The sequence below is a fragment of the Streptomyces sp. NRRL WC-3626 genome (assembly GCF_000718785.1).
Lineage (GTDB): Bacteria > Actinomycetota > Actinomycetes > Streptomycetales > Streptomycetaceae > Streptomyces > Streptomyces edwardsiae.
This window is the reverse complement of sequence record NZ_JOCA01000009.1, coordinates 345,743-368,104: the sequence shown is the minus strand read 5'-3', so window position 1 is coordinate 368,104 and position 22,362 is coordinate 345,743. Positions and strand designations below refer to the sequence as shown.

Below are 22,362 nucleotides of genomic sequence, written 5' to 3'. Positions count from 1 at the left end.
TGTGGGCGGGGGGTGTTGCGCGGCCCGGCGTTTGCGGGGTGCCGTGTGCTGGGGTGGGCGGGGGGTGTTGCGCGGCCCGGCGATTGCGGGGTGCCGCTGCGCCCACCCGTGCCGCCCCAGCGGCACGACTGCCCGCAGCTACGGGCCAGGGGAGGTCACTTTCTCTTGGTGGTTCGGCGGACGGCTCGGCCTACTACCCGCTTTGCCCGGGCTGCCTGGATCTTCGCCCGGGTCCGGGGGGTGCTGCCCGGGAGGGTGAGTTCGGCCAGGCGGAGGTCCGGGAAGTAGTAGTCGGGCGTGGTGGCGAGGTGCGACTCCAGCCAGCTCGTCGTCTCCGCGCGGAGCCCCGGGTACGTCTTCGGCTGCATGCAGAAGCCGATCGCGCGGATCAGGGGGGAGAGGGTGTCCGGGGCCCGGCCCACCAGGGCCGGGGTGTCCTCGCGCTCCAGGTCGGGGACCACGTGGTCGATCACGGCCAGCGGGACCCGGTTGCTGTTCGGGTAGGGCCGGAGCCGCCGCATCACCAGCGCCGTCCCGACCCGGGCGACGGGCACGTCGTAGTAGGCGGACGCGGTCACCATCGCCGTCGAGAAGCAGCCGACGACGAGCTCGGGACGGCAGTGCTCGTACAGCGTCTCCGCCAGCAGCGGAGCGTCCAGCACGGTCAGCCGTACGCCCGCGTCCGCCGCCGCCTTGCTCAGCGCCGCCGAGTAGCCCGCGGGGGCCGTCGGATGCGGCTTGAAGACGATGGACCGGTGCCCGGCCCGCACCGCCCCGGCGAGCATACGGACATGGAGGTCCTCCTCCTCCCGCGCGCTCAGGATGTTGATCGCCGCGAGGTACTGGCCGAGGAGCACGGCCGTCGGCGCCTCCTCCAGGACCGGCGCCAGCCGCGGATCGTCCGCCGCCTCCCGGGAGATCTCGTCGAGCACACCGCGGAACGCCTCGTCCGGCACGATCCCGGGCTCGACGCCGTACTCCGACAGCAGCAGCGGTGTCAGACCGGGGATCAGATCGAGGTGCAGCAGCCGGCGGACACGGCGCGCGATGGTCAGCGGCAGCTTCTCCCGCGTCGGGCCGTAGCTCATCAGCCCGTCGGCGTACACGTCGACGGCGGCCTCGGAGAAGATCGCCGCCAGCGCACGGGCCGGGTTGGCCTGGATCGACTCCACGGCGAGCTCGATCATGTCCCGCTCGTCGATGTCCCACCGCAGCCGGAACGCCCGCTGCCACAGCACCGTGTCGTGCCCGCGCGGACCCCAGGTGCTCGGGTGGTAGGGGCTGATCGCCTCGTTCCAGCTGACCACCGAGTCGAAGCGGGCGGCGATCGGACCGTAGCCGTACATCTCGTCGACGCGCAGCGCGGTCTCCGGGATCGCCGCGTTGTTGGAGACCAGCAGCACGCGCCGGGCCCCGCCGCGCGGTCCGTACAGGCCCGCGTCCAGCGCCGCGGCGAGGGTGGCCGCTCCGTAGAGCGTCGAGACCTGGAAGATCTGGGTCGTGTGGGGCATGGATCAGGCAGCCTTCCGCCCGTCACGCAGGCGGCTGAGCAACCTGCTCCGTGTGCTGTCGATGGTCCTGAGGGTCTCCTCCAGCGCCTGCTCCGGCATCCGCTGGAGTGCGGCCCGCGTCTCGCGCCGCAGCCGCTGGGCCGCGGCCGGCTCGTACGCGTCCGCCTTGCCGATATGGAACGCGATCATGGCGCAGTACGTCCGGACGGCCTTGAGGAGGAAACGGTCCGCCTCCCGGTCCTCCCGGACGTCCCGCAGCAGCGCGTCGTACGCCGGGATGAAGTCCAGCTGGCGGTCGTCCTTGATCTGGGTGAGCGAGGTCGCCACGCCCCGCCGGTAGAACACCCCGTGCAGCCCCAGGGAGGCGTACGTACGGGCCTTCAGATGCAGCCGCCAGATCCACAACCGGTCCTCGGCCGTGCGCAGTTCCGTCGCGAAACGCATCCCGCCGTCGTCGAAGAGGTGCCGGCGGTAGATCCCGGCCCAGACGAAGGGGTAGTCGACCATCGTCTCCATGTCGGCGGGCGCGATCCCGTCCCGCGGGTCCATCACCGCGTTGCGCACCCGTGCCGGGGGCCGCCGGATCACCCGCTCGGTACCGGTCGCCTGGACGTGGTCGGTGCGGGCGAAGTCGCAGCCCAGCTCCTCCATCGCCCGCACCATGCCCGCGAGATGACGCGGCCCGTACCAGTCGTCGCCGTCGAGGAACGTGACGAGGTCGCCCTCCGCCGCGTCGATACCGCTGTTGCGGGCCTGCGCGATCCCCTTGTTCGTCTCGTGCCGGATCACGCGCGCGCCCGGGAGCTTCTCCGCCCAGCGGTCGATCACCCAGGGCGTGGCGTCCGTGGAGCAGTCGTCGACGAGCAGGAACTCGAAGTCCGGATGCGCGTTGGCGGCGAGACTGCGCAGCGTGCTCTCGGCGAACACCTCCACATTGTGCATCGGGACGACGACGGACAGTTTCGGCACGTGGATCTCTCTTTCGGGGCTCGAGGCGGCGTTGGTGCGAGGGGCTCAGGTCCGGCCGAATGTCTTCCCGAGTTCGTCGAGGTTCGACCGTGTGGTCTCCCACAGGAGCTTCTGCGCGCCGTGCACGTCCGCCACGGCGGCCGCGTGGTCGTCCAGGACGGCCGTCGCCCGCTCCAGGAGCCGGGGACCGAGCTCCCGGTCGTGCACGGACAGCCCCCACTCCTCCCGTCCGATGTCGGACAGGAAGTAGGCGAGCTTCGGATGGGAGACGAGACTGAGGATCGGCGTGCCGCAGCCGAACGGGATCATCCCCGCGTGCCCGCGCATCCCGATCACCAGCCGCGACCGGCCGTACAGCTCCCGGATCCCGTCGTTCGTCATGTCGTACAGCTGCTCCACGGGCAGCGCGACGCCGTGCTCCCGCCGCAGGTCGTGCACGAACTTCTCATCGGCCGGCATATGGGCCGCGTACCGGACGTCGGCCCGCTCCCGCAGGCCCTTCAGGGCGAGGGCCGTCTGGGCGAGGAAATGGCCGTAGTCGTGGCCGAAGCGCAGGCCGGCGCGGTCGTAGGCACAGTTCACCAGGACGGTGTCGTCCCGCTCCACCGGGTCGAGCGGGCCGGGGACGAGGTGGCGCCACACCGTGGTCGGACAGGGCTGGTAGCGGACACGGTCACGCAGTGGGGCGGGGAGCAGTTCGCGGACCCGTTCGATCGAACCGTGGTTGCGCAGCCCGAAGAACGCCGACCGCTCGACCAGGACGCGCAGGCTCTCCGCGAACCGGCTCCGGCGGTAGAGCTGACCGTCGAACACGTTGTAGCCGACGGCGAACACGGCCAGCGGGGCGGTCAGCCGGGACAGCAGGCCGTCGGGGACGTTCCACTGCCAGTGGCTGTTGCCGTTGGGGGAGGTGTCCGGCAGGAAGAGCCCGCCGCCGCCCACGACCACCCCGCGCCGCGCGTTCAGCTCCTCCAGCGCGGCCTCGTCGACCAGCCGGTGCACCGGCTGCCGGTACCAGTGGCGCGGCCCGGTGTCGGGGCCGAAGCACGTGCGGACGGCCTCGGGCAGCACCTTGTCGCCCGCGTTCTCCTGGCCCTCGGCGAACAACGCCACATGCGCCAGCTGCTCGGCCGCGGGCAGCGCCTCCGGCTCCGGTCCGTCCGCGCGGGTACGGACGTACCAGGCGTGGCAGCCGGCGTCGGTGGGGTCGGCCTCCAGCCCGTCACGGGCGTAGGCGTGCGCGTCCTCCTCCCGGCCGCACAGCCAGGCGAGGCGGGCGAGCTGGGCGAAGGCGCGCGGGGCGCTATCGGGGGAGGCCGTCGCGAGGAGGAGACGGGCCTCGGCCTCGTCGTAGCGCGACAGCGCCATCAGACAGACGCCGAGCGTCTCCTGGCAGCGCGGCGCGTCCAGCCGGTCGCCGACGACAGGGGCGAGCACGTCCACGGCCTCGTCGTGACGTCCCTGTCTGCGGTACACGTCGGCGACCGTACGGGCCAGGTCCAGGGAGGGGCGGGCCCGGAGCAGGGGCGGTGCGAGATGCGCCAGCAGGTCGGGGTGCTTCTCACCCGGCAGGGCGCAGTAGGCGGCCCGGAACTCCTCGTCGTCCAGCTCGAAACGGCGGCGGGCCTCGGCGGCCGGACCGTACCCGTGCTCGTCGAACGGGCCGGTGAAGTGGAGCACGGCGACATGCGCGGGCACGGGCGTGTCGTCGTGGAGGCGTCGGGTGAGGAAGTCGTACCGGGCGTCGACCGGCGTCAGGACGTCCTCGGACATCCCGTCCGCGTCCGCCCGCTGGACGACCAGCAGCCCGTCCGGGAGCACCGTACGCCGCTCCCGTCCCTCCGCGTCGCAGACCAGCTGCCGTACGGCGCCGACCCCGTGCCGCAGCCGCAGCAGTGCGCCGATGTCGCCGAGGACGACCATGGCCGGGGTGAAGGCGACGACGGTGTCGTAGCCGTCCAGCCGGAAGACGTCCCCGCGGCCGTCCGCCCGGCGCGTCACCACACGCGGATGCAGCCGGCGCAGCCCGTCGAACGACGAGTCCGGCAGCCCCGGGTGCAGCACCACGAAGTCCTCGCACACCCCCGGGTTGGTGAGCGCGAGGCTGCGCAGCAGCGTGGGCAGGGCGGGCAGCCCGGCGGTGTCCGTGTGGACGGCGAAGGCGATCCGGCGTCTGCCGGTGACGGTGCTCCGGTCGTCGGCGGAGGAGGGGGCGGTGGGGGTCATCGGAGGGCGATCCTCATCTTGCTGTCGTCGACGTGCGTCGCGCGGTCCATGACCCACTTGGCCTCCTCCGGCCGCAGCCGGCCGGGCTTGTCGAAGCCGATGAGGTCCAGGCGGGGGCTGACGTCCAGGAAGTCCAGCAGTCGCAGCACGGTGAACGCGGTACCGGCCTTCGTGCCCCACCGGTCCTCGCCGAGCAGTGCCGGGTCGGACAGCGGCCGGCGCAGGGACGCGTCGCCGGTGTGCTCCTGCGCCCCGGCGGTGAGCCGCTGCCGTGCGGCACGCCGCCACGCCCCGGCCGGGTCGCCGAACACCAGCCGGACACCGGCCGGTTGTGTCCACGCGGGCCCGTCCCACGGGGTGGTGCCGCGCAGTGAGACGGCGTGCAGGTCGGTGCGTTCGCCGGTGCCGCCCTTGTTGATACGGAAGGTGTCGCAGCGTACGACCAGGTCGTAGCCGTCGATCTCGGCGCCGAGGCCGCTGCCGGCGACCTCGGCGGCGTTCGACACCAGGCACACCGTGCGCCCGGTGAGCAGGGCGCGCAGGCCGCCGACGCCGATCGGGGTGGTCCCGCCGAGCAGGGGGTCGGGCATGCCGGAGCGTTCGACCAGGCGGCGGTGGGTGGCGTACAGCCGCAGCAGGCGGCGTACGGCGGGGTCGGCGGGGCCGTGTTCGGCCACGCGTGCCCGCACGTGGGCGGCGAACTCCGGTGCCGTGACCGGGGTGCCGTTGCCGGGGAACAGGGTGGAGGCCTCCGCCAGACAGGCGCGGCGGCGGCGCAGGGTGTCGATCCCGCGGGTCACCTCGTCGGCGGGCTCGCCGTCGCCCAGGAGGGTGAGGTGGCGTTCGTAGGACTCCATGGCCTCGTCGTCGCGGCCGAGGCCGTCCAGGGCCCTTGCGCGCAGGCGCCAGGCGCCCTTGGAGCGCTGCCGTATCTCCGTCGAGGTCTCGGCGATGCCGAGGGCGAGGGTGTGCTCGCCCGTCTCGAGGGCACGTTCGCCGACCTTGAGGAGGGCGTCGAAGGGGTCGGCGGCCGGGGTGTCGAGCGCGGTGGTGAGGGTGCCGATCGCCTGGGTGAGGCGGCTGTCGTGTGCGGCGAGGTACTCGCCGCACAGGAGGACGCCCCGGGCGTACAGGTCCCGTCTGGCGGACTCCTTCTGCCGTGCCGTGAACAATCCCGCCAGGGGGTTCGTCATGCTTCCACCGTCCTCCGATCGGAGGCCGAGCGTGCCGCAGCGCGGCGGTCGGCCGGTGGCGTCGGGGTGTACGGGGGGTGAACAGTGGGCTGCCCGGTCCGTATGCGAGTAATCAGCCCCTCCGGCGTTTGAGGAGCGGGGTCCGGGGCGGAGCCCCGGGGTCGGGAACGGGAAGGGGCGGCGGGGGCGAAAAACCCCGGGGCGAGAACTCCCGGGGCGAGAAACCCCCTCACCCCCGCACCACCTTCCGCAGCGCCCGCGCCCGCCGCACCACCCGCCGCGCCGTGGCGTTGCGCGGCAGAAACGCCAGCCGCTTCGGGATACCCCCCGGCAACCCCAGCGACGTCAGCCGCTTCCGCCGGAACCAGTGCCGCGTACCCACCCCGAAGTGCCGCCCGAGATACCGCTCGGCAACCGGACGCAGCCGCGGCAGAATCTGCGGCTGCATGGTGAACCCCAGCGCCCCGACCAGTTCGTCCAGCTCATCCCCCGCGACACCCCCCGCCCCCGACAGCACCGCCTCCGCCAGCACGGCCGGCACCCGGTCACCGTGCTGATAGGGCGTCAACCGCTCCAGCACCCGCCCGGTCCCGACACAGGCGACGGGCAACTCGTACAGCGCGGAAGCGGTGAACAACCCGGTGGAGAAGCACCCGACGACCACCCCCGGCCGCCACCGCTCGTACAGCACCTCGGCCGGCACGGGCACATCGAGCACACGGAACGACACTCCCAGCCGCTCCGCCTCCCCCGTCAGAGCACGGCTGTGCCGGACCGGCGCGGCGGGATGCGGCTTGAAGACGACCGTACGGTGCCCCCGCTCGACGGCCTCCCGCAGCATGCGCACATACAGGTCCTCCTCCTCCCCGAAGGAGAGGACCCCCTGCGCCGACAGGCACTGCCCCAGCAGCAACGCCGAGTCGGCGCCGGGCGAGGGCAACTCCGGCCCCGCTTCCGCCAGTTCCCCGACCGCCCGCCGGAAGGCATCGGCCGCCACCACCCGCACCGGCACATCGAACTCACGCAGCACCAACGGCGTCAGGCCCGGCACCAGGTCCGGATGCAGCACCTGCCGCACCCGGGTCCCCACCAACGGATCGAGCTTCTTGCGGGTGGGCCCGTAACTCCGCACCCCGTCCGCGTACACATGGACCGGTGCCCCCGTGAACACCTGCGCGATCGCGAGAGCGGGCGGCACCGCGAGGGACTCCAGGACCAGCTCCACCCGGTCGTCCCCGAGCCGCCACAGCCGCCGCAGATGCCGCTCCAGCAGCGGGACATCCTCCGCCCGGGGCGTCCACGCCGCCGGGTGGAACGGACGGATCGCCTCGTTCCACGACAGCACCTCGTCGAAGTGGTCGCGCAGCGGCGCGAAGCCCGGTATCGCGTCCGGCGCCGGGCCGGCCTCCGGCACCGCGGAGACGTCGCAGACCAGCAGCACCCGCCGCTCCGCCTCCGCGAAGCAGTCCGACTCGATCGCGGCCGCCAGCGTGGCGACGCCGTACAGCGACGAGACGCAGAAGATCTGAGTGGTACCTGCCATCACGCGGTCCCCTTCCCCGAGCCGGCGCGGCGCCTCAGCCGCCGCAGCCGGGCGGCACGGTCCATGTCCATGGTCTCCAGCACCTCCGTGAGCAGGTCCTGCGGCAGCCGGCGGAGCGCCGCCGCGCTCATCGTCCGCAGCCGTCCCGCCACGGCCGGCTCGAACCTGTCCTCCTCGGCGAGATGGTGGGCCATGATCGCGCAGTACTGGCGTACCGCCTTGGGCAGCAGCCGGCCGGCGTCCCGGTCCGCGGCCGTCTCCTCGACGATCCGGTCGAAGGCGCGGATGAAGTCCAGCCGGCGGACGTCGCCGATCCGGGTGAGCGAGGTGGGGACTCCGCGCCGGTAGAACACGCCCAGCGGATTCACCACGGCGAACGACTCCGCCTCGCGGTGCAGTCTCCACGTCCACGGCCGGTCCTCGGCGGTGTGCAGCCCCTCGGTGAAGTGCAGCAGCCCCCGCTCCAGCAGCCGCCGCCGGTAGGCGCCGGCCCAGACGGACACATAGTCCACCGATGTCGTCCGGTCCGCGGGCAGGATCGCGTCGCGCGGGTCCAGCACCTCGTCGCGCAGACCGACCGGGACCCGCCGTACGGTCCTGGCCCGGTCGGTGACCCGCACATGGTCGGTACGGACGAAGTCGCAGTCCAGCCGTTCCGCGGCGGCCACCAGTTCCGACAGATATCCGGGGGCGAGCCAGTCGTCGCCGTCCAGGAACGCCAGGAACTCGCCCTGCGCGGCGTCCAGTCCGGTGTTGCGCGCGGCGGCGATCCCGCCATTCCTGTCACGGCGGATGTGGCGCACCCGCGCGACACCCGACAGGTCCTCGGCGGCCCGTTCGAGAACGGCCGCCGTCCCGTCGTCGGAATGGTCGTCGACCAGAACGAACTCGAAATCCGGCCGGGCGTTCGCGCGCAGACTTCTGACGGTGTCGGGGGCGAATTGCCGAACGTTGTAGAACGGGACGATCACGGAAAGCTTGGGCACCCGGGAAACACTAGAAGGCCGCCCGGCGCGCCGACTTTCCGGTGATCGTCCAGAGGGTGAACTCCGTGTGTCGGTACGGTGTATCAGGCCTACGCGGCACGTTCTCGGAGGCTGGTTCGGCTTCCGGTGGGGTGTTGTTAACTTTTCGTTGATTCACGGTTGGGCCGTACCTAGAATTCGCTTCCTAGCGTCTTCGGCGTGCCAGCAAGTGCAACGAAACCCCTCAGGGTCGCGGTCCTCGCGGATTCCGACACCCGGTGGAAATGGGGCGCGCTCACCGCAGACCGGGTCGCGCCGCGTGACATCCACCTGGACGGATTCCTGCTCCGGGGACGCGCCACCCCCACCGCCCGCCAGCTCGGCGAGGTCGGCGTCCACGCGGACTCGCTCCGCGAGGTCACCGCCGTCGAGTTCCTGCGCGCGATGCGCGAGGAGTCGTACGACGTCCTCGTGCTCGCCCTGGTCGGCGGCGGTGCGCAGGCGATGCTGCACGGACTGGGGCGGGTCTGGGAGGACCGGCCGAACCGGCCCGTCGTCGTCACCGGATACGTCGGTGTCGTCTACGAGAAGCTCGCCGACGGCCTCCTGCTGCGGCACGGCGCCGATCTGGTGCTCGCCAACTCCCGCCAGGACGCGGATCGTTTCCGCGCCGTGTACGACGGAGTGGGCGCCGACTCCTCGTCGGTGACCGAGGTCGCCCTGCCGTTCCTCGGCGGAGCCGCCTACACCGGTGAACACGAGCCGTCTGCGAAGCAAGGGCACAGGCCCTACACCGTGGTGTTCGCCGCCCAGCCCTCCGTGCCGGACAGCCGCGGGGACCGTACGTACCTGCTGGACCGGCTCCTCGGGCACGCCCCCCCGCACCCCCGACGCGAGGGGCTGCTGAAGCTGCGCTCCAAGCCCGGCGAACACACCACCCACATCGAGGAACTGCCCTACCAGAAGCTCGCCCAGCGGCTGGACCCGCCGCCCAACTTCCGCCTGGTGTACGGGCACATGGGCGAGATCCTCGACCGCACCGACCTCCTCGTCACGGTCAGCTCCACGGCCGCCCTGGAGTCGCTGCACCGCCGTATCCCCACGGTCGTCCTGACCGATCTCGGTATCCGGGAAGCGCTCGGCAACCACCACTTCGTGGGCTCCGGCTGCCTCGCCTCCTGGGACCAGCTCGACGCCGGACACCGCCCCGAGCCCGACCCGCGGTGGGTGGCCCGGCAGGGCGTCGCCGCGGAGGGCTCGTACGAGACCGCCTTCGACGCCGCCCGCGCACGCATCACCGAACTGCTCGAACGCCCCGGCGGACTGCCGCCGCTCGCCCCGTACTACACGCCCGTCACCGCGCCCGGCTATCTGCCCGGCCTCCTCGCCCGCCATCACCTCGGCCCCGACGGCACCCCGCTGCCCGGCGCGCCCGCCGCCGACAAGGAACCCGGACCGGTCCGGCAGATCGTGCGCCGGGCGGCGCGCGGCGCCTACCGGCACGGAGTGCAGCGCGTCGCCCCGGTGATCCGCCGCATGGGCGAACTGTGACCGGCCCGACCCCTGCTCAAGGAGCTGATCCCATGTCCCGACCGCCGACGGTGCGCCGAGTGCTCGCCGTGATCCCCGCGCGCGGCGGCTCCAAGGGCGTTCCCGCGAAGAACCTCGCCCCCGTCGGCGGTGTCCCCCTGGTGGCGCGCGCCGTGCGCGAGTGCCGGGCCGCCCGGTACGTCACCGACGTCGTCGTCTCCACCGACGACCAGGCCATCGCGGCCGCCGCCCGGCAGGCCGGCGCCGAGGTCGTCCTGCGGCCCGCCGCCATCGCCGGCGACACCGCCACCTCCGAGGCCGCGGTCCTGCACGCCATGGACACCCACGAGGCGCTGCACGGCGCCCCGGTCGACGTCGTCCTCCTCGTCCAGTGCACCAGCCCCTTCCTGATCCGCGAGGACATCGACGCGGTAGCGGCCGCGGTGGCCACGCGAACCGCCGACACGGCGGTGACGGTCGCCCCGTTCCACGGCTTCATCTGGCGCGACACGGGGGACGATCCCGTCCCCACGCCGTTCACCGGCACCGGGGCGTCGGCCGAGCCCGCGCCCGGCACCGCACCGGCCGCCACGGCGGCCGTTTCCGCCGAGCCGGTGAGCAGCCCGGCCGCGGACGTCGCCCCGGCGCCCGCGCCCGGCACCTTCGCGGGCAGCGGGGCCGCGCCCGGCGCCGCTCCGGTCGCGGCCGTGGACACCCGGCACACATCTCCGGCGGCCTCCGCCGGAGGCCAGGGCGTCAACCACGACAAGGCGTTCCGCCCCCGCCGGCAGGACCGGCCCCAGGACTTCCTGGAGACCGGTGCCGCCTACGCCATGGACGCGGCCGGTTTCCGGACGCACCGGCACCGGTTCTTCGGGCGTACCGAACTCGTGCGCACCGACCCGGCCCGGGTGCTGGAGATCGACGACCCGCACGAGCTCGCCCGGGCCCGCGCCCTCGCCCCGCTCTTCGACGCGGAGCGGCCCGGCGCCCTCCCGACCGCGCAGGACATCGACGCGGTCGTCCTCGACTTCGACGGCACCCAGACCGACGACCGGGTGCTGATCGACTCCGACGGACGGGAGTTCGTCTCCGTGCACCGCGGCGACGGACTCGGTATCGCGGCCCTGCGCCGCAGCGGCCTCAAGCTGCTGATCCTGTCCACGGAACAGAACCCGGTCGTCGCCGCCCGCGCACGCAAGCTCAAGCTCCCCGTGCTGCACGGCATCGACCGCAAGGACCTCGCCCTCAAGCAGTGGTGCGAGGAACAGGGCATCGCGCCCGAGCGCGTGCTCTACGTCGGCAACGACGTCAATGACCTCCCGTGCTTCGCCCTCGTGGGCTGGCCCGTGGCGGTCGCGAGCGCCCACGACGTCGTACGCGGCGCCGCACGCGCGGTCACCACCCTCCCCGGCGGCGACGGCGCGATCCGAGAGATCGCCGGCTGGATCCTCGGTCCCTCTCTCGACTCCCTCCCCAAGTAAGGAAACGCCAGATCATGAGCACCAACTCCCGCATCCGCACCTTCGGCACCCGCGAGGCCGGCCCCGGCCGCCCCGTCTACGTCACCGGTGAGATCGGCATCAACCACAACGGCGACCTCGAGAACGCGTTCAAGCTGATCGACGCCGCCGCCGAGGCCGGCTGCGACGCGGTCAAGTTCCAGAAGCGCACCCCGGAGATCTGCACCCCGCGCGACCAGTGGGACATCGAGCGCGACACCCCCTGGGGCCGGATGACGTACATCGACTACCGCCACCGCGTCGAGTTCGGCGAGGACGAGTACCGGCAGATCGACGAGTACTGCACGTCCAAGAACATCGACTGGTTCGCCTCCCCGTGGGACACCGAGGCCGTCGCCTTCTTGGAGAAGTTCGACGTCCCCGCCCACAAGGTCGCCTCCGCCTCGCTGACCGACGACGAGCTGCTGCGCGCCCTGCGCTCCACGGGCAAGACGGTCATCCTCTCCACCGGCATGTCCACCCCGAAGCAGATCCGCCACGCGGTCGAGGTCCTCGGCAGCGACAACATCCTCATGTGCCACGCCACGTCGACCTACCCGGCGCAGGCCGAGGAGCTCAACCTCCGCGTCATCAACACCCTCCAGCAGGAGTACCCGAACGTCCCGATCGGCTACTCCGGCCACGAGACCGGCCTGCAGACCACGCTGGCCGCCGTCGCCCTCGGCGCCGTCTTCGTCGAGCGCCACATCACCCTCGACCGCGCCATGTGGGGCTCCGACCAGGCCGCCTCCGTCGAGCCGCAGGGCCTGACCCGCCTGGTCCGCGACATCCGCACCATCGAGGCCTCCCTCGGCGACGGCGTCAAGAAGGTCTACGACTCCGAGCTCGGCCCGATGAAGAAGCTGCGCCGCGTGGCCGGCGTCGTCGCCGAGCAGGAGATCGCCACCGCCGCCGGCGAGCCCGTCGGCGTCTGAACCGCTCCGCACCCCCACCCACCCTTACGACGACGGGAACGGTCGTACGTCGATGAGCCCCCGCGCCGGCCTGCCCGGTCCCCACACTCTCGCCTTCGTCGAGAGCCCGGTACAACTGCTCAACGTGCTGGAGTGGGCGCACGCGCATGCGCCCGGCGTGGGGCTCACCCTCGTGGTGCTGTCCCCCCTCGACCCCATGACCCGCGGTCAGCTGCGCCGCATGGCCGAACTGGCCCGCGACGAGGGCCACGAGGTCCGCTGGGAGGAGGCGCGGGGCGGAGCCGGCGCGCCGTTCCAGACGGTCGGCGGACTGACCGGCCCGCTGCGCCGCGCCACCCGGGTCGTCCTCGGCGACCCCTTCTCCCGCTACGTCCAGCTGCTGCTGACGATCACCCGGGCCCGTGAGGTCGTCGTCGTCGACGACGGCACCGCGACCATGGAGTTCGTCGGCCAGCTGGCCCGGGGCGAACGCCTGGTGCGCTGGCACCGCAAGGGCGGCCGCCCGGGCCCCCGCGAACTCGTCCTCGCCCCCGTGTCCGCCGCCGCCCGGCGCCGGCTCACCCCCGGTGCCAAGCGCACGGTGGAGGTCTTCACCTCCATGCCCATGGAGGACACCCCGCCCGGCGTCACCGTCACCCCCCACACCTTCGCGTGGACCCGCGAACGCTTCGGCCCGCCCCGCGTCACCCGGGGCGCCGACATGGTCGGCACCTCACTGGTGGAGACCGGCGTGGTGGACGCCGACGCCTACTTGGAGGCCGTACGCGCCCTGGTCACCACGCACGGCGCGAAGCGCTACTTCGCCCACCGCCGCGAGAGCACGGAGAAACTCCACCGGCTCGCCGTCGAGACGGGTCTGGAGATCGTCCGCCCCGAGCTGCCGCTGGAGCTGATCGCCCGGCGCGGCCCCATCGGCGCCACCGTCCTCAGCTTCCCCTCCACGGTCGTCCACACCCTGCCCCTCGCCCTCGCCGGCACGGGTGTACGCGTCGCCGTGTGCGACATAGACCCCAGCTGGCTCACCAGGAACGCCTCCCCCCGAGCCCAGGGCTTCCTCTCCAACGTCACCGACACCGCCAGATCCGCCCACCATCTCCGGTCGGCCCCGGCGGTCTGAGCCGCGGGTGGCCCCGACGACGGCGGGCCACCCGCGCCCCCCGGGTTCCGCCGAATGAACCGGTCCGCGTGGCTTGTGCCGATCGTGGTAACCGTGAGGAGTGGACGGGTGCCGGAATCACGGGCCGGAGTGTGATCGAGCTCATGTACCGGCAGGCCAACGGCCTATACCCTCATAAAAAGGAGGTGAGTGTACCCACCTCGTCATACGGCTATGCGTAGGGCAGCCAGATTATCTCCCTCCAACGGGCTGATTTTTCTTGATCGGGGGTCAGTGGACGGCTCCGGCGCCCTACCCTTCAAAGGGTGAAACCACTGATGTCACTGGAGTCCGAGATCGATCTGCCCGGGGGAGCGGTGCTCCCCGGCGCCCTGCCCGAGACCCTCCGCGCCGAACTCGTGGCCTTCCGACGCGATCTGCACATGCACCCGGAGCTCGGTCACCAGGAGTTCCGCACCACCGCGGCGATCAAGGAGCGTCTGGAGCGGGCCGGTCTGCGGCCGCGCGTCCTCTCCGGCGGCACCGGGCTGATCTGTGACATCGGAACCGACGGCGAGGCCGGCACGGACGCGGCGCTGCTCGCCCTGCGCGCCGACATCGACGCCCTGCCCATCCCCGACATGAAGGCCGACTGCGCCTACCGCTCCACCGTGCCCGACCGCGCCCACGCCTGCGGCCACGACGTGCACACCACCGTCGTACTCGGCGCCGGACTGGTCCTCGCCGAACTGCACCGCCAGGGCCTGCTGCCCCGCCCCGTGCGGCTGGTCTTCCAGCCCGCCGAGGAGGTGTTGCCCGGCGGCGCGAACGAGGTCATCGAGGACGGCGGACTCGACGGCGTCGGCCGCATCCTCGCCGTGCACTGCGACCCCCGCGTCGACGCCGGCCGGATCGGACTCCGCCAGGGCCCCATCACCTCCGCCTGCGACCGGCTGGAGATCGCCCTCGACGGCCCCGGCGGCCACACCGCCCGCCCGCATCTGACCACCGACCTGGTCACCGCCGCCGCCCGGGTCGTCACCGACGTGCCCGCCCTGGTCGGCCGGCGTGTGGACAGCCGCAGCGGACTGGCGGTCACCTGGGGCAGGGTCGAGTCGGGCCACGCCCCCAACGTCATCCCGCAGCACGCCGAACTGTCCGGCACCGTGCGCTGCCTGGACCTGGAGACCTGGCGGCAGGCCCCCGACGTCGTGGTCGCCGCCATCGACGAGGTGGCCAACCTGCACCGCGCCAAGTCGGAGATCACCTACGTGCGCGGCGTCCCGCCGGTCGTCAACGAGGCAGGCGCCACGGAGCTGCTCCGCGACGCGATGACCGCCCGCCGCGGCGCGGACGCCGTGGAGGGCACCGAACAGAGCCTCGGCGGCGAGGACTTCTCCTGGTACCTGGAACGAGTCCCCGGCGCCATGGCCCGCCTCGGCGTCCGCCCCCCGGGCGAACGCACGGTCCGAGACCTCCACCAGGGCAACTTCGACGTGGACGAACACGCGATCACGGTAGGAGTCGAACTCTTCACAGCGGCAGCACTATTGGACGCCCTGCGCTAAATCCAGCCCCTCCGGCAAAATCCAGCCCCTCCGGCAAAATCCAGCCCCTCCGGCGTTTGAGGAGCGGGGTCCGGGGCGGAGCCCCGGGGTCGGGACGGGAAGGGGCGGCGGGGGCGAAAACCCCCCCCGCCCCACCGAGCCGCCAACTGGTCCACCCCACCCACCCCCCCACCCCCCCCGCTTGCGCACCGCGCACACCAGAGGCACCGTGGCCTCGTACACCCCCGCGCCCCACACCACACCGCCAGGTTCGAACCCGTACGCCCCCCTGGTTCACAGGGACGTAACCAGCCACCGGCACGAATGGATAACGGCCCCGCCAAACCCCGTTCCCAGGAGTGTCTACGCGCGTTAATGTGCGCGCCGAACCCAGCGCCCACTGCGGGGCTTTGGAGAATGGGGAACTTCAGATGCGTCGGACATCCAAACTGATCCGCGTCGCGGTGGGCGTCGCCTCGCTCGCCCTCGCCGCGACCGCCTGCGGCGGCACCAGCAGCGACAGCGGTGGCGACAGCGACAGTTCCAAGGGGAACAAGGGCCTCGCCATCGCCTACGACATCGGCGGCAAGGGCGACCAGTCCTTCAACGACGCCGCGTACGCGGGCCTCACCAAGGCCAAGGACGAGTTCGGCTACCAGACCGCCGACGTCGAGCCCACCGAGGGCGAGACCGACGCGGACAAGGAGCAGCGGCTGATCTCGCTGGCCCGCCAGGGCTACAACCCGGTCATCGGTGTCGGCTTCGCCTACGGCCCCGCGATGAAGGCCGTAGCCGCCAAGTACCCCAAGACCACCTTCGGCATCGTCGACTCCGTGGTCGAGGGCGACAACGTCGCCTCCCTCGTCTTCGCCGAGGAGCAGGCCTCCTACCTCGCCGGAGTCGCCGCCGCCAAGGCCACGAAGACCAAGACCGTCGGCTTCGTGGGCGGTGTGGACGTACCGCTGATCCACAAGTTCCAGGCCGGCTACGAGCAGGGCGTCAAGGCGACCGACCCCAAGGTCAAGGTCATCCCGCAGTACCTGACGCAGACCGCGGAGGAGGGCGGCTTCTCCAGCCCCGACAAGGGCAAGGCCGCCGCCGAGGGCCAGATCGAGAAGAACGCCGACGTCATCTACCAGGCGGCCGGTCTCTCCGGGCAGGGTGTCATCGAGGCCGCCGCCAAGGCCAAGGTCTGGGCCATCGGGGTGGACTCCGACCAGTACCAGCAGGAAGCCCTCGCCGCGTACAAGGACTACATCCTCACCTCCGCTCTCAAGGACGTCGGCGGCGCGGTGTACACGCTGGCGAAGTCGGTCCACGACGGCAAGCCGCTGGCCGGCACCCAGGTCTTCGACCTCAAGGTGAACGGCGTCGGCCTGTCCGACAGCAACCCGAAGATGGCCGAGATCGCGGGCCTGACGGATGCCGTGGCGAAGGCCAAGGAAGGCATCATCGGCGGCTCGATCACGGTGAAGACGGAGTAGCACCGGGCCGCACACGGAGCCGTACACGACAGAGCGGGCGGGCGTCCGGGAACGCCCGCCCGCTCCGCCGTCTCCACCCCTTCCCGCTCACCCACCGCCACCCCGCACTCGCACCCGGCAACCCCCGGCCCCCGCCCGCCCCCGACTAGGCCACGGCCGCATAACAAGGTGGACAGAAGGGGTTTTCAGGCAGGTCTACGCGCGTTAATCTGCGGCAAAGCCAGCGCCGCAGCTGAACACGTCCCGGCGCTTGTACGACTAGGAGCACCACACATGCGCCGGATTTCCCGGATCACGGTCGCAGGCGCAGCGACCGCCTCCCTGGCCCTCGCGCTCTCCGCCTGCGGCGGCACCTCGACCTCCTCGGGCTCCTCGGAGTCCAAGGCGGACAAGGGCCTCGCCATCGCCTACGACGTCGGCGGCAAGGGCGACCAGTCCTTCAACGACGCCGCGTACGCGGGCCTCGAGCAGGCGAAGAAGGAATTCAAGTACGAGACGGCCGACGTCGAGCCCACCGACGGCGAGACCGACGCCGACAAGGAGCAGCGCCTGGTCTCGCTGGCGAAGCAGGGCTACAACCCGGTCGTCGGTGTCGGCTACGCGTACGCCGCCGCCGTGAAGGGTGCCGCGGAGAAGTTCCCGGACACCACCTTCGGCATCGTCGACGACGCCACGATCGAGGCGAAGAACGTCGCCGACCTGGTCTTCTCCGAGGAGCAGGCCTCCTACCTCGCCGGTGTCGCCGCCGCCAAGTCCACCAAGACCGACGTCGTCGGCTTCGTGGGCGGTGTGAACATCCCGCTCATCCACAAGTTCCGCGCGGGCTTCGAGCAGGGCGTGAAGGACACCGACCCCAAGGTCAAGGTCATCTCGCAGTTCCTGACCCAGACCGCGGAGGAGGGCGGCTTCTCCAGCCCCGACAAGGGCAAGAGCGCCGCCGAGGGCCAGATCGAGAAGAAGGCCGACGTCGTCTACGCGGCCGCGGGCCTGTCCGGCCAGGGTGTCATCGAGGCCGCCGCCGCCAACAAGGTGTGGGCGATCGGTGTCGACTCCGACCAGTACCAGCAGGAAGCCCTCGCCAAGTACAAGGACTCGATCCTCACCTCGGCGATGAAGGACGTCGCCAAGGCGGTGTACAACCTGGCGAAGTCGGTCGAGGACGGCACGCCCGCGACCGGTATCGTCAAGGGCGATCTGAAGACGGGTGAGGTGAGCCTGGCGAACTCCAACCCGAAGTTCGCGGACGACGCCGAGCTCCAGAAAGCCATCGAGACGGCCAAGGAGAAGATCATCGGCGGCGAGATCAAGGTCAAGTCGAGCTGAGGCACGTCACCCCCGAACAACCCGGGGTCGCGTTTCCGCTCGACGGGGTACGAGGAGCCCGGCTCCTCGTACCCCGTCGGTTCGGTGCGCCGCCCCTTTGTATGCCGTAGGGGCGCTACGCGCGTAGATGGCCCCCGTCCCCAGGAGAGTGCGTCATCAACGCGTCCAGCAGCCCTCCGGCCGGAGCGGCGGTCAACGATTCGGTGACCGCCGTCGAACTCGCCGGCATCACCAAGCGCTTCCCCGGTGTCGTCGCCAACCACGACATCCACCTCACCGTCCGCAAGGGCACCGTCCATGCCCTGGTCGGTGAGAACGGGGCCGGCAAGTCGACCCTGATGAAGATCCTCTACGGCATGCAGAAGCCGGACGAGGGCACCATCGCGATCCACGGCGAGCAGGTCACCTTCTCCTCGCCCGCCGACGCCATCGTCCGCGGCATCGGCATGGTGCACCAGCACTTCATGCTCGCCGACAACCTGACCGTCCTCGAGAACGTCGTCCTCGGCAGCGAGAAGCTCCACGGGATCGGCGCGAAGGCCCGCCGCAGGATCAAGGAGCTCTCCGAGCGCTACGGCCTCGGTGTACGCCCCGACGTCCTGGTCGAGGAGCTCGGGGTCGCCGCCCGCCAGCGCGTGGAGATCCTCAAGGTCCTCTACCGCGGCGCCACCACCCTGATCCTCGACGAGCCCACCGCCGTCCTCGTCCCGCAGGAGGTCGACGCGCTCTTCGACAACCTGCGCGAGCTGAAGGCCGAGGGCCTGTCGGTCATCTTCATCTCCCACAAGCTGGGCGAGGTGCTCTCCGTCGCGGACGACATCACCGTCATCCGCCGCGGTACGACGGTCGGCACGGCCGTCCCCGCCGAGACGACCCCGCGCCAGCTCGCCGAGCTGATGGTCGGCAGCGAGCTGCCGACGCCCCAGACCGCGGAGTCCACGGTCACCGACCGCCCCGTCATCACCGTCGAGAAGCTGCGTCTGGCGGCCCCCGGCGGCAAGGCCCTGCTCGACGACATCACCTTCACCATCCACGCCGGCGAGGTCCTGGGCATCGCCGGCGTGGAAGGCAACGGCCAGACCGAGCTGGTCGACGCCCTGATCGGACTGCGGCACGCCGACTCCGGTGTGATCCGGCTCGCCGACGAGGACATCACCGCCGTCCCCACCCGAAAGCGCCGCGAGCAGGGCATCGGCTACATCCCCGAGGACCGCCACCGCCACGGCCTGCTCCTGGAGGCCCCCCTCTGGGAGAACCGCATCCTCGGCCACGTCACCGAGACGCCCAACGCCAAGGGCGTATGGCTGGACCTCAAGGCCGCCCAGGAGGACACCCGCCGGATCGTGACGGAGTACGACGTCCGCACCCCCGGCATCGACGTCACCGCGGCCTCCCTCTCCGGCGGCAACCAGCAGAAGCTGATCGTCGGCCGCGAGATGAGCCACAAGCCGCGCTTCCTGATCGCCGCCCACCCCACCCGCGGTGTGGACGTCGGCGCGCAGGCCGCCATCTGGGACCACATCCGCGAGGCCCGCCGAGAGGGCCTGGCCGTGCTGCTGATCTCCGCCGACCTGGACGAGCTCATCGGTCTGTCCGACACCCTGCGGGTGATCTACGACGGCAGGCTGGTCGCGGACGCCGACCCGGCCACCGTCACCCCGGAGGAACTCGGCACGGCCATGACCGGCGCCGCGACCGGCCACCTGGAGCACGACGAGAACCCCGAGTCTCCGGAAGACGAGGCCCGCTGATGAAGAAGTTCGACAAGGAGCGCGTGCTCCTCGCGGTGGCCGGACCGGTCATCGCGCTCGCCGTGGCCTTCGTGCTCAGCGCGATCGTCCTGATCGCCTCCGGCAAGAACCCGGTCGAGCCGTTCGCCCTGATGTTCGAGCAGGCCGGTTTCTCCGACATCCAGGTCCTGATCATCAACCAGGCCTCGATGTACTACATCGCCGCCCTCGCGGTCGCCATCGGCTTCCGCATGAACCTGTTCAACATCGGTGTCGACGGCCAGTACCAGCTCGGCGCCTTCATGGCCGCCGTCGTCGGCGCCCACGCGAACCTGCCGGCGTTCCTCCAGGTCCCGCTGCTGCTGCTCACCGCCGTCTTCACCGGCGCCTTCTGGGCCGGCATCGCCGGTGTCCTCAAGGTCACCCGCGGCGTCAGCGAGGTCGTCGCCACGATCATGCTCAACGCGATCGCCACCTCGCTCATCGTCTACATGTGGAAGCCGGACGTCTTCGGCGTCAAGGTCGGCAACAACAGCACCACCGGCGAGATGCACGAGTCCGGCTGGATTCCCGGCATCGACATGGGCGACGCCGGCGAGATCTACGGCCTGGTGGTCCTCGCCGCCCTGCTCGGCATCGGCTACTGGGTCACCCTCAACCGCACCCGCTTCGGCTTCGACCTGCGTGCCTCCGGCGCCTCCGAGTCGGCCGCCTCCGCCAGCGGCGTCGACCCCCGGCGCATGGTCCTCACCGCCATGCTGATCTCCGGTGCCATCGCCGGTCTCGCGGGCCTGCCGATCCTCCTCGGCGACTCCCACACGTACAACCTCAACTTCCCCACCGGGATCGGCTTCCTCGGCATCGGCATCGCCCTGCTCGGCCGCAACAGCCCGGTCGGCATCGCCTTCGCGGCCCTCCTGTGGGCGTGGCTCGACAAGGCCAGCCCCGAGCTGGACTTCCACGGCTACGACAAGGAGATCGCGGTCATCATGCAGGGCCTGATCGTCCTCTCGGTCGTCGTCTCCTACGAGGCCGTCCGCGAGTGGGGCCTGCGCCGCCAGCAGCGCCGGGTCGGTGCCGAGCTCGCCGCCGGCAACGTCCTCGGCGCCAACAACACCACGAAGGAGGTGGCCGGCCGATGACCGCTCCGACCACAGCGACCGACGTCAACCAGCCGTCGCTGGAACACGCCCCGCCGACCGGCCGCCGGATGTCGTGGCCCGTCCTGCTCCTGGTCATCGCCGGAGCCCTCGCGCTGACGTCGATCGTCCGCCTCGTCACCGGCGCGGACGGCATCACCAACGTCAGCCAGATGTCCACCGCGCTCCAGCTCGCCGTCCCGATCGGCCTCGCCGGCCTCGGCGGTCTGTGGGCCGAGCGCGCGGGCGTCGTCAACATCGGCCTCGAAGGCATGATGATCCTGGGCACCTGGTTCGGCGCCTGGGCCGGATTCCAGTGGGGCCCGTGGACCGGCGTCCTCGTCGGCATCATCGGCGGCTGCCTCGGCGGACTGCTGCACGCCGTCGTCACGGTCACCTTCAACGTCAACCACATCGTCTCCGGTGTGGCCATCAACATCCTCGCCCTCGGCGCCACCCGCTACCTCGCCCCGCTGGCCTTCGAGGGCCACCAGGGCGGCTCCGCCAAGCAGTCCCCGGCGGTCGACTCCCTCGGCCACTTCACCGTGCCGGGACTCTCCGACGGGCTGAGCGACCTCAACGACAAGGGCTGGTTCTTCGTCTCCGACGTCGCGGGCCTGCTCGGCGGACTGGTCACCAACGTCTCCTGGCTGACCCTGATCGCCATCGCGCTCATCCCCGCGACCTGGTGGATCCTGTGGCGCACGGCCTTCGGTCTCCGGCTGCGCTCCTGCGGCGAGAACCCGATCGCCGCCGAGTCCCTCGGCGTGAACGTCTACAAGTACAAGTACCTCGCCGTGATCATCTCCGGCGGTCTGGCCGGCCTCGGCGGCGTCTTCCTCTCCATCGTGGCCAACCCGTTCTACCTGGAGGGCCAGACCTCGGGCCGCGGCTACATCGGCCTCGCCGCGATGATCTTCGGCAACTGGATGCCCGGCGGCCTCGCCATCGGCGCCGGCCTCTTCGGCTACACCGACAGCCTCAACCTCCGCGGCGGCTCGGCGAACGTGCACGCGCTGCTGCTCCTCGGCGCGCTGCTCCTCGTCATCGGCGCCATCTGGCTGGTGATCCGCAAGAAGTACGTCCAGGCCGTGATCACCCTGGTCATCGGCATCCTCGTCTGGGCCTGGTACGCCGCCACCAACGAGGTTCCCAACCAGGTCGTCTCCGCCACCCCGTACGTCGTCACCCTCGTCGTCCTCGCCCTCTCCGCGCAACGGCTGCGGATGCCGAAGGCGGACGGCATGCCGTACCGGAAGGGACAGGGCAAGTGACCGCCGCCGACGCCGACTGGGAGGCGCTGCGCGCCGTGGCCCGGGACGCCATGTCCCACGCCTACGCCCCCTACTCGGGGTACCCGGTCGGCGTCGCGGCCCTGGTCGACGACGGACGCACGGTCTCCGGCTGCAACGTCGAGAACGCCTCGTACGGACTCGGCCTGTGTGCCGAGTGCGGACTGGTCTCGGAGCTGCAGCGCACCGGGGGCGGCCGGCTCACGCACTTCACCTGCGTGGACGGCGCCGGCGAGATCCTCGTCCCGTGCGGCCGCTGCCGCCAGCTGCTGTACGAGTTCGGCGGCCCCGGCCTGCTGCTCGAGACACCGGCGGGAATCCTGCCGCTGTCGGAGATGCTGCCGCAGGCCTTCGGGCCGCAGCACCTCACCAAGTAA

Annotated in this window: 17 protein-coding genes; 11 read left to right on the top strand and 6 right to left on the bottom strand. The window is 71.5% G+C overall.

The window, feature by feature from the left end:
• Window positions 1–155: 155 nt before the first annotated feature.
• From IF28_RS0117445 to IF28_RS0117420, 6 genes are all read right to left on the bottom strand, one after another.
• Window positions 156–1,511, bottom strand: coding sequence for a polysialyltransferase family glycosyltransferase (locus IF28_RS0117445; RefSeq protein ID WP_030220751.1), 1,356 nt, complete (start codon window positions 1,509–1,511; stop codon window positions 156–158).
• 3 nt (window positions 1,512–1,514) lie between these two features.
• Window positions 1,515–2,480 carry a glycosyltransferase family 2 protein gene (locus IF28_RS0117440; RefSeq protein ID WP_030220747.1) on the bottom strand — a complete coding sequence of 322 codons (966 nt, stop codon included), beginning with the start codon at window positions 2,478–2,480 and terminating at the stop codon, window positions 1,515–1,517.
• Window positions 2,481–2,525: 45 nt separating this feature from the next.
• Window positions 2,526–4,706 (bottom strand): tetratricopeptide repeat protein, encoded by a 2,181-nt coding sequence (locus IF28_RS0117435; protein WP_030220744.1) that lies wholly within the window; start codon window positions 4,704–4,706, stop codon window positions 2,526–2,528.
• Window positions 4,703–5,899: a bacterial transcriptional activator domain-containing protein gene (locus tag IF28_RS0117430; RefSeq protein WP_030220743.1), complete on the bottom strand. Its 1,197-nt coding sequence runs from the start codon at window positions 5,897–5,899 to the stop codon at window positions 4,703–4,705. Before IF28_RS0117430 ends, IF28_RS0117435 begins: the two co-directional genes overlap by 4 nt.
• 229 nt (window positions 5,900–6,128) lie before the next feature.
• Window positions 6,129–7,442, bottom strand: coding sequence for a polysialyltransferase family glycosyltransferase (locus IF28_RS0117425; RefSeq protein WP_030220742.1), 1,314 nt, complete (start codon window positions 7,440–7,442; stop codon window positions 6,129–6,131).
• Window positions 7,442–8,428 carry a glycosyltransferase family 2 protein gene (locus IF28_RS0117420; protein WP_030220741.1) on the bottom strand — a complete coding sequence of 329 codons (987 nt, stop codon included), beginning with the start codon at window positions 8,426–8,428 and terminating at the stop codon, window positions 7,442–7,444. The genes IF28_RS0117425 and IF28_RS0117420 overlap by 1 nt, the downstream gene beginning before the upstream one ends.
• Before the next feature lie 198 nt (window positions 8,429–8,626).
• Here IF28_RS0117420 and IF28_RS0117415 point away from each other — a divergent pair, with 198 nt between their 5' ends.
• From IF28_RS0117415 to IF28_RS0117365, 11 genes are all read left to right on the top strand, one after another.
• Entirely contained in the window at window positions 8,627–9,958 is a 1,332-nt protein-coding gene (locus IF28_RS0117415) for a DUF6716 putative glycosyltransferase (RefSeq protein ID WP_030220740.1), read from the top strand.
• Between the two features lie 32 nt (window positions 9,959–9,990).
• Window positions 9,991–11,421 carry an N-acylneuraminate cytidylyltransferase gene (locus tag IF28_RS0117410; RefSeq protein WP_030220739.1) on the top strand — a complete coding sequence of 477 codons (1,431 nt, stop codon included), beginning with the start codon at window positions 9,991–9,993 and terminating at the stop codon, window positions 11,419–11,421.
• 14 nt (window positions 11,422–11,435) lie between these two features.
• Window positions 11,436–12,374, top strand: coding sequence for an N-acetylneuraminate synthase family protein (locus IF28_RS0117405; RefSeq protein WP_030220736.1), 939 nt, complete (start codon window positions 11,436–11,438; stop codon window positions 12,372–12,374).
• A gap of 52 nt (window positions 12,375–12,426) precedes the next feature.
• Window positions 12,427–13,491, top strand: coding sequence for a hypothetical protein (locus IF28_RS0117400; RefSeq protein ID WP_030220733.1), 1,065 nt, complete (start codon window positions 12,427–12,429; stop codon window positions 13,489–13,491).
• 317 nt (window positions 13,492–13,808) lie between these two features.
• Window positions 13,809–15,038 (top strand): M20 family metallopeptidase, encoded by a 1,230-nt coding sequence (locus IF28_RS0117395; protein WP_030220731.1) that lies wholly within the window; start codon window positions 13,809–13,811, stop codon window positions 15,036–15,038.
• 410 nt (window positions 15,039–15,448) lie between these two features.
• Window positions 15,449–16,501 carry a BMP family lipoprotein gene (locus IF28_RS0117390; RefSeq protein ID WP_030220727.1) on the top strand — a complete coding sequence of 351 codons (1,053 nt, stop codon included), beginning with the start codon at window positions 15,449–15,451 and terminating at the stop codon, window positions 16,499–16,501.
• Window positions 16,502–16,774: 273 nt separating this feature from the next.
• Window positions 16,775–17,824 (top strand): BMP family lipoprotein, encoded by a 1,050-nt coding sequence (locus IF28_RS0117385; RefSeq protein WP_030220724.1) that lies wholly within the window; start codon window positions 16,775–16,777, stop codon window positions 17,822–17,824.
• 203 nt (window positions 17,825–18,027) lie between these two features.
• On the top strand, window positions 18,028–19,575 hold the full coding sequence (locus tag IF28_RS0117380; RefSeq protein WP_030220721.1) for an ABC transporter ATP-binding protein: 1,548 nt from the start codon (window positions 18,028–18,030) through the stop codon (window positions 19,573–19,575).
• A complete protein-coding gene (locus tag IF28_RS0117375; protein WP_030220718.1) occupies window positions 19,575–20,696 on the top strand; it encodes an ABC transporter permease in 1,122 nt (373 codons plus the stop codon). The genes IF28_RS0117380 and IF28_RS0117375 overlap by 1 nt, the downstream gene beginning before the upstream one ends.
• Entirely contained in the window at window positions 20,693–21,967 is a 1,275-nt protein-coding gene (locus IF28_RS0117370; protein ID WP_030220716.1) for an ABC transporter permease, read from the top strand. Before IF28_RS0117375 ends, IF28_RS0117370 begins: the two co-directional genes overlap by 4 nt.
• Complete coding sequence (locus IF28_RS0117365) at window positions 21,964–22,362, top strand: cytidine deaminase (protein WP_030220713.1); 399 nt, start codon at window positions 21,964–21,966, stop codon at window positions 22,360–22,362. The genes IF28_RS0117370 and IF28_RS0117365 overlap by 4 nt, the downstream gene beginning before the upstream one ends.